The organism is Terriglobales bacterium, from assembly GCA_035567895.1.
Taxonomy (GTDB): Bacteria; Acidobacteriota; Terriglobia; order Terriglobales; family Acidobacteriaceae; genus Gp1-AA112.
In genome coordinates this window covers 143673-156854 of the sequence record DATMPC010000014.1, presented here as the reverse complement: position 1 = coordinate 156854, position 13182 = coordinate 143673, and the positions used below count along the sequence as shown (strand labels likewise).

Here is a 13182-nt window from a genome sequence, read left to right as displayed (position 1 = left end):
GGTCTTTGCCCACCCAAGGGTATTAAGTTGTAAGATTCAGTCTGCTCGTGGAGCCGGAGGTCGATCATGAAGGGATCGGCGCTTCTTTTGTTGATTGCACTGACTTCAAACTGTGCGATCGCTTCCGACAAAGACGCTCTGCAGTCGGGCTCGACCGACGCTGCTCTTCGCGTACAAGGCAAGAAGATTTTCGTTGGCCGATGTGCGCAGTGCCACGATGACGATGGCAGTAAGAAGCTTCCCGACGGCACAACACTCCTGCAGCGGTTGGCGAAAAGCAAAGATCCCGAAGCGCGGCTGCGAACGCGGCTGAAGAATCCGCAAGAACGTCACTCGGTCACGCTCTACATGGAGGAAATCCTCACGCGGCTCCACTTTTCGCCGGCGGGACAAAGTGCATCTCCAGCTGCTCCTCGCTAGTTTCTTATCGGCTTTGGATTACCGGACTGCGACCAACATGCCGTGAGCCGGGGCGCCGCTAGCGCAGCAGAAGATCAGAATATTCCGGATGCTTCTTGATGTACTCCGTTGCGAAGGGACAGATTACGTCGACCTTCACGTGGTGCTCCCGGGCCCATTGCAATGCGGACTGAACAAGAGATGATGCTGCGCCGGTGCCCTTCATTTTTTCCGGCACTTCAGTGTGAATAAGCTCCAGAACCTTGCCGGCCAACGCATACTCCAGATAGGCCACAGTGCCATCTTGTTCGATTTCGAAGCGGCCACTTGTGACCAGCGTCGGATTAGCTGGCTTGCCGAAAATCTTCATGCCAAGAGATTAACTGAGCATCCGGGGACTGGAAACAAACGGAGAGTACGCACGTGAGGAGGAAAATCTTCTGTCCTCAGTTCTCTCCCGTTGCTGAAGCTGTAACATTACGAATCGCGCTCGATGAACCGTCTATCCCTATTCCGAAATATTGATTTCGCGATCCTCTTACTTGTCAGCATTACCATATCTCTATCTCTGCCTGCTGGAGCGCAAGGCCAAGAACCGTCCATTGCAGGTCTCCCTGGCAGACTGGCGTGGAAGAATTCGCCGTTAGCATGGCACGTCGATGCCGGCGATCAGTTAAAGATTTCTGCGGGCAAAAAGACCGATTGGTTCGTCGATCCCTTCGACGGAAGGGTGGAGAACTCAGCGCCCATTCTTTTCTTCGCTCCAGGCCCGGACTATGTCCTCAATGCCAAAGTCAGTGTAGGCTTCCGTTCCAAGTGGGATGCCGGAGCTTTCATGATTTGGGCCGACGACCTTCATTGGGCAAAGCTATCTTTCGAGCTGTCGCCCGAGAATCAGCCCACCATGGTTACCGTGGTGACGCGCGGCTTATCCGACGATTGCAACTCGAATCCGATCAGCGGCAACGAAGTCTTCCTGCAAGTAGCCAAGAGCCGAAACACTTACGTCTTCTATTCTTCCCTGGACGGCCACGACTGGAATATTCTGCGCACCTTCAACCTCGATACCAATTTGAAACAGATGGTGGGATTCGAAGCCCAATCTCCCGCCGGCTCAGGAGCGGACGCCACGTTTTCAGAGATTCACTACAGCCCCACAAGAATCAAGAATATCTACACCGGCCAATGAAGTCGTGGAAAGTCGTTCCGCTACTCATACCTCAACGCTACCATCGGATCTGTGCGCGATGCGCGCAGAGCCGGCAGATAACAGGAAGCCATGGTGACGAGTAGCAGCACGAGCGGCACAATCACGTAGGTCGCGGAATTTGGGTGACCCAGGCCAACAAAGCCCGCCGTCAGTGCCCGTGACACGCCCACGCTGATCGCTCCTCCGATCAGGATTCCCGCAACGGATAACTTGAGTCCCTGCTGCAGCACCATGTTCAGTACATCGGATCGCCGTGCCCCGATCGCCATGCGCACGCCGATTTCGCGCGTACGGCGCGCGACCGAGTATGCGATGAGACCGTACAGGCCGATAAGCGCCAGGGCCAAGCCGACCGCGCCCATCGTTCCGACAACTTCCACGATGATGCGCATCACAGAAATTGCGCGGATCTGATAAAAGTCCTCCATGGTCCTCACGTTGAAGACTGGCTGATCGGGATCAAGCACATGCGCAAGTTCGCGCAGAGGTGCGGCCAAAGCCGCCGAATCGCCATAGCTGTTCGTGAGGAGATACATGCTCTTACGCGGGTTCTGCGCAAACGGCAAATAGAGAAATGTCGTTGGCGGCTCGCCTGTGTACGTGTACTTGCCCGTCTTCGCGACGCCCACAACTTGAAGCCATTCGTTCTTCTTGCTGTCGATGCGCAGACGTTTGCCGATGGCATCCTGTCCAGGCCAGTAGGTTTTGGCAAATTGTTCGTTGACGATGGCGACGGCTGGAGCACCTTCTTTGTCCGTGGCCGTGAATGCCCGCCCCCGAACTACCGGCGTTTGCATGACTTCAAAGTAGTTCTCGTCCACCACGCTGGAGAGGACGCCCACTGTGAATTGTCCTTTCGGGAATTGATAGCCTTCGGGAGCTACGTTCTCACCGTTCTGCGCCGGGGAGAGGGGAACCGTGCTCGCGAGCGTGAGCGCGCGAACTGCGGGCAGTGCGCGCGCCTTCTCCACAAGATCCCGGTAGAAATCGTGGCTCTGCGCTTGCGTGTAGCGCACGAGCGAAGTGTCGAACTGCATCGTCAACATATGGTCGATGCGAAAGCCTGGGTTGAGTACAAGAGCGTTGCGAAAGCCATCCATGAGCATGCCGGTCGCGATCAGCAGAATCATCGACATTGCAACCTGAGCAATCACTAGAACATTGCGTCCAGTGAGACGACGCTGCCCGGGCTGTCCCGATTCGGCACTCTTCAGGGCTGGCACTAAGTCCACTCTCGAGCTTTGCAGCGCCGGTGCAAGACCGAAAACGATCGCGCTGGCAATGGCGCACGCGAGACTAAAGACAAGTACACGTCCGTCAAGCTGCGGAGAGATCACGATCGGAAGGTCCGTCGGTATGCGGATTGTCTGGAGAAAACGTATGCCACCATAAGCGAAGCCCAGTCCAACAATCGCTCCCAACATCGCCAGCAACACGCTTTCCGTGAGCAGCTGGCGCACGAGTCTTCCGCGTGTCACCCCGAGTGCCAGGCGAATTGCGATTTCGCGACTGCGTCCGCGGGCCCGTCCCAGCAGCAGATTGGCGACATTTGCACAGGCGATGATGAGCACCACTCCGACCAAGACCATCAGAAGAGTGATGAGGTAAGCGTCTGGAGGATCTTGAACCACACGAGCCTGGAGTTCAGTGCGAACTCGAATCATGCGCTGCCGATCCGTTACCGAATGGAGCGGTTCTAGTCCCTTCCATATCGTAGCCAGCTCGGCTTGAGCCTGTTCGCGGGTGACGCCAGACTTTAGCCGGCCTTTGACGTCAAAGTCGTGACTGTTGCGGTCTTCAAATTGATTCTCGGTGCTTGCGCTTAGACGCTGCGTCATCGCGGCAGGCACGTAGAGATGAGGACGTACGTACTGATCGACTCCGGTAAAGCCCTTGGGAGCAACCCCAACGATGGTGAAATCAATTCCGTTGATTCGCATCGTCCGGCCGAGAATCGAGGGATCGGAGGAGAAGTCGGTGCGCCAGAAATCATAGGCAAGTACCGCGACAGGATTCCCTCCGGAGACAGAATCTTCTTCCGCAAGAAAGCCGCGTCCGAGAGCCGGCTCAACTCCGAGCACCTGGAAGAAGTTGCCGCTAACCATCAGCGCGGCACGAAGATGAGCACTGTCATTGGTCGACCTCACCACGCTCACCCTTGAGAGCTCCATAGCGGCTAGACCGTCGAAGGAGTGCGCCTTGTCGCGGAAGTCGCGATAGTCCGGATACGAGACGCCGCCCATCGCTCCCGAATCGGTCGCCGGATCGGTGCTGACCGCGACGACTGAACTCGGGTGGTAGATCGCAAGGGGACGCAGCAGCAGAGCGTCGGCGAGACTGAAAATCGCGCTGTTTGCGCCAATACCCAGCGCGAGCGATAGCGTCGCAACCAGGGTGAACCCAGGATTACGCACAAGCAGCCGCAACGCGTAGCGAACTTCTCCCAAGATCGCGTGAAAAAATGCCATCGACGACTCCTTAAGTTGCTGGGGATACGTCTGGCATTCAGTGCAAGTTCCCTGCCTCGAAGGTAAGTTGCAGATTCAATGGTTTGCGACGCAATAGAACTCTTCAATTGTTCAGGGATGCAGGCGTGTGTTCAAAATCGGACGAACCTGGATGCTGGATGAAAGAAACATGAGCGGCCCGCTTATTTGTTTTGTGGCTTGCCTGGCGCGTTTATCATCTGTTGCTGTTCTTCCACCAATCAAAGGGGAAACCACTGCATGGCACAGAAAGTGATCTACTGGATAATCACAGGTCTATTGGCCGCGATGTCGGCCTTTGCCGCCGTCAGCTATCTGACGGGCAATTCTCAGGCAGTTCAAGGGTTCGCTCACGTGGGATATCCACAGCAGTTGCGCATTCTGCTTGGGATTGCCAAACTCCTGGGAGCGATCGTCCTTGTAGCTCCTGGACTTCCCAAGCTCAAAGAGTGGGCTTACGCTGGATTCACCTTCGCCTGGATCGCAGCATTCGTTGCGCACTATTTGGCCAAAGATGGCCCGACAGCGTTTATTCCGGTCGTGTTGCTGGTATTCCTGGCCGTTTCTTATGCAACGCGTCCGTCCAGTCGCAAGTGGCAAGCGACGGCTGCGACGTAGGGCAGGTTCTGGTCGGTTTTTTCGTTCCAGATTTACGCTTTGAACTCGGGAGGATGGTGCGCTGGAGGAGACCCGAACGCCTCACGTCACCGTCCACCCGAGGCAGGATGCGCAGCGGCTCCTGTAGGCAGATACTTCTCAAACCAGTCCAGCGTCCGCTTGATGGCATCGATCTGGTTTTCGCGCTTGGCGAAACCGTGGCCTTCGGCCGGGTAGTAGTGGACATCGACCACATTACCGCGCTTCTTCAGCATATCGACCACTTGATCTGTTTCCTCTTTTGGGACTCGAGGATCGTTTTCCCCCTGCAGAACCAGCAGCGGAGCCTTGATGTTCGCCACATACTTGCTTGGGGATGTGTTTTCATAGACGGCCCGATTCTTCTGCGGATCTCCGAGCAGACTCACGATGTACTGCTGCAAAAGTGGATCGGAGTTCTTCATCATGCTGAACCAATCGAGTGGACCAAAAAGGTCCACGGCCACGGCAAACGTCTGAGGATACTTGCCGACAGCCATTAACGTGGTGTATCCGCCGTAGGAGCCGCCGGTAACTCCGACCTTCTTAGGATCGGCGTAGCCTGTGTCGAGAACAAATTGGACGGCGGCCATATCGTCTTTCAGATCGCCATTCCCCAGGTCTTGATAATTGGCGTTCTGGAAATCGATTCCATATCCACTCGAGCCTCGCGGATTCGGCGCGATCACGATGTACCCGCGCGAGACTAGCGCGTTAATCGTTCGATTGAACGTGTCCTCCGATTGACCGGTAGGACCACCGTGCGGATAGAGAACGACGGGATTCGATCCATCGCGTTTCAAATTAAACGGCGTGTAGAGAAAGGCGCTGATAGTCTTCCCGTCGAAGCTCTTGTAATGCACGATCTGAGATTGCGGAAAGTTTTGCGGAGTCAAGCTTGCTAACGCGGAATGCGTGAGCTGCCGCGCCTGGTTGGCACTTGTATCGTAAATCCAGAGATCGTTTGGAGTATTCGAGCCCGCATGAGCAAGCATCAAGCTCTTGCCATCGGGGGAGAAGTGTTGCGTTCCCAAAAGACCAGTGATCCCCTCGGGCATTTTGAGCTGGCGCGATTGCCCATTGCGATCGCCGAGATATACGTCTCTACGTCCGTCCTGATTGAGCTCGTAGCTGAAATGCACGCCATCGGGGGAAAATTCGCCGGGGCTCGCCTCCCACTGGGTGTCGGTGACCCAAGTCATCTTTCGACTGGCAACATCGAGCAGGGCGATGTTCTCGAATCCGCCTTTTTCGTTCGAGGCAAGCAGAATTTGGCGGCCATCGCGAGAGAGCGAAGTGCCCGTGTGCGAAGACTTGCCGGAGTGTGGCGTGAGGTTTGTTGCACTTCCCGAAACGGCATCGATCCCATAGACATCTGTGTTGGCCCCTAGGAGGTCGCCGCGATTTGCGTACAGAGTCTTGCCATCCGGACTCCAGTCCACAAGCGACCATGTGTATTGTGGATCGCTTTCGTGCGTGAGCTGGCGCAGTTGGTGAGTCGCCACTTCGAGAACGGCGACGTTGTAGGAAGACGCATCCTTGGGCTTGACGATGCACGCGAGCCACTGGCCGTCGCGCGACCAGCGTGGCGACTGCTCTCGAACGTCAGGCGTGTTGCTCAGGTTGGTGAGCTGCGATCCGTTGCTCGAAACTACATAGATATCCCAAAGCTCGTTACCGCCCTTGTCCTGCGTGAAGGCAATCCACTTGCTATCCGGTGACCACTGGCCTTCGTGTTGACGCTCGTCGGACTGCACAATCTGTGTTGGCCAACTTCCGTTAGCTGCCACTCGCCACAAGTTCGCGCGCCCGGTAAGCGTAGTGCTCAGCTCGATCTGCTTGCCATCCGGCGACCAGGCCGCGTCAGAGATGAGTCGCGTGAAGAACAGATCTTCGACGGGAACGGCCTTGGCATCAGCATTCTGCTGTGAGGTTACGGATTTCGGATCGGTGATTTGCCGGTCGTTGGGACCGGAAACGGCGAATGCGGTACCAAGAAGCACTAGGCACACAAGTGTTCTCATGAGGTCCTCCTTAGTGCGACGCTTGCGTGTTCTGCAACTTCCCCGCTTACTCATTGAAAAGCCTGATCAGGCGAGCCGCCATTTCGTCGCGGCCATAGCATACAGTAGCCATCGAAGCATCGCTTATAATCGAAGGTTCGGCTGTGCTTCCAGTACGACTCTGTACATCCCTGGTTCAGGAGCAATCATGTCCACGGCCCCTTCTGTTGGCACCCGCTTAGAGAAAGACTCCATCGGTCCAAAAGAGATTCCAGCACATGTCTATTACGGCGTACAAACCGCCCGCGCGGTGGAGAACTATCCGATTTCGGGAATGCGAGCTCACCCGACGCTGATTCGTGCTATTGGCATGATTAAGCGGGCCGCAGCCGAAGCCAATAAGGAGCTCGGATTAATCGATGTGAGAGTTGCCGACGCCATCATTACCGCTGCCCAGGAAGTTATTGACGGCAAGTGGGACCGTGAGTTCGTTGTCGATGTCTTCCAGGCTGGCGCAGGTGTCAGCTTCCACATGAATTCGAACGAAGTGATCGCCAATCGGGCGGAGGAGATTCTCGGCGGCAAGCTCGGCGAATACAAACGAGTTCACCCCAACGATCACGTCAACTACGGACAGTCCACCAACGATGTCTTCCCTACCGCAATGCGCCTGGCCACGCTGATTGAGCTGGAGAAACTTTATCCGGTGCTCGACGCGATCGCGGCCAGCTTTGAGAAGAAGGGCAAGGAGTTTTGGGAAGTAATGAAGTCAGGGCGCACGCACATGCAGGACGCGGTGCCGATTCGCCTCGGCCAGGAGTTTGCCGCGTATGGACTGACGATCCGAAAAGCTGCGCAGAATATTCGCAGCAACTCTGAGGACTTGCACGAGCTGGGGCTCGGGGGATCGGCCGTGGGCACCGGCATCAATACACACCCTGACTATCGTGGGCTGGCGATTGTCAAGCTCATGCGCATCTCCGGCCAGAAGCTCATGCCGGCCGTGGATATGCGCTGGGCCATGCAATCGAATGCGCCTATGGCGGAGATCTCAGGCGGCTTGCGAAATCTCGCGCTTGAGGTAATACGCATCTCGAACGACGTACGCTTACTATCATCAGGTCCCAATACGGGATTCGCGGAAATTTACTTGCCCGCACTGCAGCCTGGATCGTCAATCATGCCGGGCAAGATCAATCCTGTAATGCCCGAACTCGCAGCAATGGTTTCTTTCCAGGTTGTCGGCAACGACACCGCAGTTGCTATGGCCGTTCAGGGCGGACAACTCGAACTAAACGTCATGATGCCGACGATGACCTACAGCGTGCTGCAGTCGATCACGATCATGACCAACATGCTGCGTCAGTTCGACAAGTTCTGCATCAGCGGCCTTACAGTGAACAAAGAACGGTGCCAGTTCTACGCCGAGAGCACGGTCTCGCTTGCAACGGCGCTGAATCCATACATCGGATATCAAAAAGCGGCAGAAATCGTGAAGGAATCGGTTGAGACGGGAAAGTCGATCATCGACATCGCGCGCTCCAAGGGACTCCTAAAAGAAGAGGAAATCGCTGAAATCCTTGATCCGGTGAACATGACGGAACCGCAACGCCCGCTCGACGCTGCGAAAAAGAGAGAAGCGATCAAGGCTCGCTGATTTTCCACTTTTGCTCAACGCCAGCTTAGTATATACTTGAGGTATATACATATGCGAAAGAGGCTGAATCATGGCGACCGCAAAGGTGTTCCGTTCAGGAAATAGCCAGGCTTTACGCCTACCGAAGGAATTCCGGTTCAAGAGCAAAGAAGTCGAGATCTTTCGTCGCGGCGATGAACTCGTCATTCGTGAAAAGGCGGGAACCTTAGCAAGAGCATTCCACTTACTTGCCGGCTTACCAGACGATCTCGAAATACCAAATCGAACCAAAGACTACCCACAAAAGCGCAAGGGACTTTGATGGAGGTCTTGTATCTGCTCGATACGAACATTTGTATCTATATCCGCCAGAAGAAGCCGCAGAGTGTTCTCCAGCATCTTGAGAAGCTCCGCCCTGGAGAGGCTGGGCTCTCCATCATTACCTACGGCGAGCTGATTTACGGGGCCAGAAAAAGCAAGTATTCCATCGCCGCCCTTGAGCATTTGCGCGAACTTACGACTGTTCTTCCTCCTCTTCCCTTGCCTGAGGCCGCTGCCGATCGTTACGGGACGATCCGCGCTGAATTGGAAACGAGAGGCGAGTTGATCGGCAACAACGATTTGTGGATTGCCGCACACGCGCTGGCGGATGGATTAACCTTGGTAACCAATAACCAGAAAGAATTTCGGCGAGTGCGAGGGCTTAAGACGCAAAACTGGATTGCCTAGTTCCGTTGTGTCCGCGCTCTTTATGTAGCTTTCGTCCGGAATTAGACCGCTTGAAGGAGTTCCCATAAAATCATATCCAGACTGATATGTCCCTGACCCGACAGCAAGCTCTCGATATGTTCCGCTCCGACGATCTGATTGGCATCGGGATGGAAGCCGATGCCTTGCGGCGTAAGCTGCACCCGGAAGGCGTGGTTACCTACATCATCGACCGCAACATCAACTACACCAACTTCTGCACTGAGTACTGCACTTTCTGTGCCTTTTATCGGCCACTCAAAGGCAAGCTCGCAGCGGAAGGTTACATCCTCGACTTCGATACGATTTACGAGAAGATCCGGGAAACCGTTGAAGTCGGTGGCACAGGCGTGTTGATGCAGGGCGGCTTGCATCCGGATTTGAAAATCGATTGGTTCGAGCGCCTGCTGCACGGCATCAAAGAACGGTTTCCTAAAGTCCATCTGCATTGCTTTTCGGCTTCGGAGATCATTGCTATCGCGGAATACAGCGGACTCAGCATTCGCGACACCATCATGCGCCTGCGTGCCGCCGGCCTCGATTCCATTCCGGGAGGCGGCGCCGAGATCCTCGACGACGATGTTCGCCATCGCATTGCGCGACTCAAATGCCTGACCGGCGACTGGCTGAATGTCCATCGCACTGCACATCAGCTCGGCATGCGCACCACCGCGACCATGATGTTCGGAGTAGGCGAGACTTACGAGCAACGCATCAATCACTTCCAGGCCGTCTACGACCTACAGCAAGAAACCGGTGGATTTACGGCGTTCATCCCCTGGAGCTTCCAGCCCAAGAACACCGCACTCGGCGGACGAAAGTGGGACGAGGCAACTTCTGTAGAGTATTTGAAGCTGCTGGCGATCTCGCGCCTCTTCCTCGACAACATTGAAAACGTGCAGGCCAGTTGGGTAACGCAAGGACTGAAAGTCCTGCAACTCGGATTGCGCTTCGGTGGCAACGACGTTGGGTCGGTGATGCTCGAAGAGAACGTTGTACGCGCTGCGGGCACCTCGAACTGTACGACAGAAGAAGAGCTTCGCCACATCATCCGCGACGCCGGCTTCAGGCCAGTGCAGAGAGACACACTTTACCGGACGATGTTTCTGAATTGAACTTCAGCGACCAGGTTTGTGAACCGGCAAGGCAAGTATCTGGAGCCACGGGATGCGGGCGAAGTCCTTTACATCGGCCGTCACCAGAACACCTGATTGACCCGTCAGAGCGGCAGCAAAGCAATCTGCATACGGCAAGCCGTAGGAAGCTTTCAACACTGCGGCAGATCTGGTCTGTTCTATTTCCGCCATCAGCACAGCCACAGGAAGGTTCTCGAGCTGCTTGAGAGCGGTGTTGGCGGCTCCGATTCCGCTATCTCTTGTAATCGTGTAATGCACTTCCCCCCAGTTAACGACAGACATCAATACCGGAGTATGAGCGCGATTGGCTTCCTTAAAGAGCTGCTCAACTATGTCGGCCCCGGGTCCATTCTGCAGGAATCTGTATAGAGCGTTCGCATCCAAGACGTGAGTCTTCATCGGATGTCGCGATCGGTCTCTTTCTCAATCCGTTCAGGCAAGCCTTTCCCCGCCAATATCCCCCGCACTCGCTCGATACTCTGATCGGTGATAGGGCGCAGGAGTATTCCACCGTCGAGTTCCTCAATGTGCACCTGTGTGCCGCTCTTGATGTGATAACGACGACGAATTGCGGCGGGAATCACCAATTGACCCTTTGATGTCACGACACTCTGGCGGCTCGAACGCTTTCTGGCATTGATGGAGGCAGCTATTCTCGGCAGGATTGGGTCATGCTTCGACCATTCATACTTCGTATAGATCCCATCGTCATAGAACGGCATCGATCGCAGAAAACGACGAACTTGCTTCTCAGTCATTCTTAATTGAGCAGCCAATTCCTTAGGAGTGACCGTCTGCTTTGACCGGATTGTCATAACGTCTTGCCCTTCTAACCCTTGTTAAGATGTCTTGCTTACATTATACCCTTGGAAAGTAAGACGTTCGGGATTTATGCCAGAACGCATCCTCTCTAGTCAGCTACAATGGTTACGGATCGTTTGCGCGCCGAATGTCCTTTTCTTTCCCCTCATTTCTGACCCTCGCCCTACTTGCGCCTCATGGGCTCGTGCATTACTTCAGGAGTCACTTTGGCGATATCAGGGTTAATGGGTTTGGCTTCAAGGGACTCTACCGTCTCAACAGCTTCGACGTTGCCCTGCTGATTCCCTACTTCATCGTCCTATTCGTCCTGGCCTCATACGGCATTCACCGCTATGTTCTTGTCTACCTCTATTACAAGCATCGCAAAAACAAGGTAGAAGAGCCGCCGAATCGTTTTGCAGATCTGCCCCGAGTCACCGTGCAGCTTCCTATTTTCAATGAGCAGTTCGTGATCGACCGGCTGGTCGATGCCGTCTGCAAGATGGAGTACCCGCGCGAGAAGCTGGATATCCAAGTACTGGATGATTCGACAGATGAGACCGTCGAAGTCGCGAACGCCGTTGTCGAGCGCTACGCGGCGCTGGGATATCCAATCTCTTACCACCATCGCAGCAATCGTCATGGATTCAAGGCCGGAGCGCTCCAGGAGGGAATGAAGACGGCGAACGGTGAGTTCATCGCCATCTTCGATGCCGACTTTGTGCCGCCGGAAGATTGGCTGATGCGGGTAGTCCACCACTTCGCCGATCCCAAAATCGGAATGGTGCAGACGCGATGGACGCACCTGAACCGCGACTACTCCTTCCTGACCAACGTGGAAGCGATTCTGCTGGACGGACACTTCGTCCTCGAACACGGAGGACGCTCACGCAGTCACGTCTTCTTCAACTTCAACGGCACCGCCGGCATGTGGCGGCGGCAGGCGATCGAAGACGCCGGGGGATGGCAGCACGACACCCTCACTGAAGACACGGATCTTTCTTACCGCAGCCAGCTCAAAGGCTGGGAGTTCAAATATCTTCAGGACGTCGAGTGCCCGGCCGAACTCCCCATCGAGATGACGGCATTCAAGACTCAGCAGGCGCGATGGGCGAAAGGTCTGATTCAGACAGCCAAGAAGATTCTGCCAACTGTGTTGCGCTCCGACGTGCCGTTCAGGGTAAAGACGGAGGCGTGGTATCACCTGACGGCAAACATCAGCTATCCGTTTATGGTGGTGCTCTCAACCCTGCTGCTGCCGGCGATGATCATCCGCTTTTACCAGGGATGGTTCCAGATGCTCGTGATCGATTTGCCGCTCTTTATGGCGTCGACATTCTCGATATCTTCTTTCTACTTGGTATCGCAAAAGGAGCTCTTCCCGCGAGGGTGGCCGAAGACGTTCCTTTATCTTCCCTTTCTCATGGCGCTCGGCATTGGGCTTACGGTTACGAACACGCGGGCGGTCATCGAAGCACTGTTCGGAGTGAAGTCTTCTTTCAAACGAACACCCAAGTATCGTGTGCAAGCCAAAGGAGAAAAGTCGATCGCTGCGCGTAAGTACCGCAAGCGTCTCGGCTTCGTACCCTGGATCGAACTCCTCATCGGGACGTATTTCGCTGCGACCGTGTACTACGCGATGAGCAATGAGAATTACATCACGGTGCCCTTCCTTCTAATCTTCGTTCTTGGCTATTGGTATACGGGACTTATGTCGCTCTTGCAGGGACGCTTCGAGCGCTTTAGCGGTTTCGCTGAACCTCAGAGCGCAAAACCATTTCCGGTGGGTGTCTAGTCTCATCTGTAAAGAGTTGTAAATGTCGCGTGCAGGGAGCGGCGCGCGCTAACTTTTCCAGCTATTCGAACGTCTATTTAGCGAAGAGACATTGTGGGAAGTCAGGGGTGGCTTTCAACGATGCTCCTCCCAGGCTCCGGCCAGCTGGGTTCTTGCCGGCGCATGGAGTTTCGCCCTCTCTAATCGAAAATGTTCTCTCCACCCGCAGGCTTCGAACCTGCGGGCTTTTTTTGGGCACGGCGCTTGGCCTTCACCTTTCTAATTTTGTCCGGAGCGCCGGGCCATCGCCCGGCAAGAGCTCTTGTTTCGTGCTCCGTTTAGACAGATAACTCA

The 13182-nt window shown here is 55.1% G+C and carries 13 protein-coding genes; 8 read left to right on the top strand and 5 right to left on the bottom strand.

Going from position 1 to position 13182, the window contains the following annotated elements:
- The first annotated feature begins 66 nt into the window (after positions 1-66).
- Complete coding sequence (locus VNX88_05480; GenBank protein HWY68093.1) at positions 67-420, top strand: cytochrome c; 354 nt, start codon at positions 67-69, stop codon at positions 418-420.
- 58 nt (positions 421-478) lie between these two features.
- Here VNX88_05480 and VNX88_05475 read toward each other — a convergent pair whose 3' ends face one another.
- Complete coding sequence (locus VNX88_05475) at positions 479-769, bottom strand: GNAT family N-acetyltransferase (GenBank protein HWY68092.1); 291 nt, start codon at positions 767-769, stop codon at positions 479-481.
- A 123-nt stretch (positions 770-892) separates the two neighbouring features.
- Between VNX88_05475 and VNX88_05470 the strand changes: the two genes are divergently transcribed.
- Positions 893-1588: a DUF1349 domain-containing protein gene (locus tag VNX88_05470; protein ID HWY68091.1), complete on the top strand. Its 696-nt coding sequence runs from the start codon at positions 893-895 to the stop codon at positions 1586-1588.
- A 20-nt stretch (positions 1589-1608) separates the two neighbouring features.
- On the opposite strand, the gene VNX88_05465 is transcribed toward VNX88_05470, so the two are convergent.
- Complete coding sequence (locus tag VNX88_05465) at positions 1609-4077, bottom strand: ABC transporter permease (GenBank protein ID HWY68090.1); 2469 nt, start codon at positions 4075-4077, stop codon at positions 1609-1611.
- Between the two features lie 258 nt (positions 4078-4335).
- On the opposite strand from VNX88_05465, the gene VNX88_05460 reads away from it, so the two are divergent.
- The gene (locus VNX88_05460; protein HWY68089.1) at positions 4336-4713 is read left to right on the top strand and encodes a DoxX family protein; all 378 of its coding nucleotides are present in this window, start codon (positions 4336-4338) and stop codon (positions 4711-4713) included.
- Between the two features lie 86 nt (positions 4714-4799).
- Here VNX88_05460 and VNX88_05455 read toward each other — a convergent pair whose 3' ends face one another.
- Entirely contained in the window at positions 4800-6755 is a 1956-nt protein-coding gene (locus tag VNX88_05455; protein ID HWY68088.1) for a S9 family peptidase, read from the bottom strand.
- A 187-nt stretch (positions 6756-6942) separates the two neighbouring features.
- On the opposite strand from VNX88_05455, the gene VNX88_05450 reads away from it, so the two are divergent.
- From VNX88_05450 to mqnC, 4 genes are all read left to right on the top strand, one after another.
- The gene (locus VNX88_05450; GenBank protein HWY68087.1) at positions 6943-8391 is read left to right on the top strand and encodes an aspartate ammonia-lyase; all 1449 of its coding nucleotides are present in this window, start codon (positions 6943-6945) and stop codon (positions 8389-8391) included.
- A 70-nt stretch (positions 8392-8461) separates the two neighbouring features.
- A complete protein-coding gene (gene vapB, locus VNX88_05445) occupies positions 8462-8692 on the top strand; it encodes a type II toxin-antitoxin system VapB family antitoxin (GenBank protein HWY68086.1) in 231 nt (76 codons plus the stop codon).
- The gene (locus VNX88_05440) at positions 8692-9099 is read left to right on the top strand and encodes a type II toxin-antitoxin system VapC family toxin (protein HWY68085.1); all 408 of its coding nucleotides are present in this window, start codon (positions 8692-8694) and stop codon (positions 9097-9099) included. The genes vapB and VNX88_05440 overlap by 1 nt, the downstream gene beginning before the upstream one ends.
- 86 nt (positions 9100-9185) lie before the next feature.
- The gene (gene mqnC, locus VNX88_05435; GenBank protein ID HWY68084.1) at positions 9186-10232 is read left to right on the top strand and encodes a cyclic dehypoxanthinyl futalosine synthase; all 1047 of its coding nucleotides are present in this window, start codon (positions 9186-9188) and stop codon (positions 10230-10232) included.
- A gap of 3 nt (positions 10233-10235) precedes the next feature.
- Here the strand turns inward: mqnC and VNX88_05430 are convergent, their stop codons facing one another.
- Both VNX88_05430 and VNX88_05425 read right to left on the bottom strand, forming a co-directional pair.
- Positions 10236-10652: a type II toxin-antitoxin system VapC family toxin gene (locus VNX88_05430; protein ID HWY68083.1), complete on the bottom strand. Its 417-nt coding sequence runs from the start codon at positions 10650-10652 to the stop codon at positions 10236-10238.
- Complete coding sequence (locus VNX88_05425) at positions 10649-11068, bottom strand: AbrB/MazE/SpoVT family DNA-binding domain-containing protein (GenBank protein HWY68082.1); 420 nt, start codon at positions 11066-11068, stop codon at positions 10649-10651. The genes VNX88_05430 and VNX88_05425 overlap by 4 nt, the downstream gene beginning before the upstream one ends.
- A 134-nt stretch (positions 11069-11202) precedes the next feature.
- Between VNX88_05425 and VNX88_05420 the strand changes: the two genes are divergently transcribed.
- The gene (locus tag VNX88_05420) at positions 11203-12849 is read left to right on the top strand and encodes a cellulose synthase family protein (GenBank protein ID HWY68081.1); all 1647 of its coding nucleotides are present in this window, start codon (positions 11203-11205) and stop codon (positions 12847-12849) included.
- Positions 12850-13182: the final 333 nt, after the last annotated feature.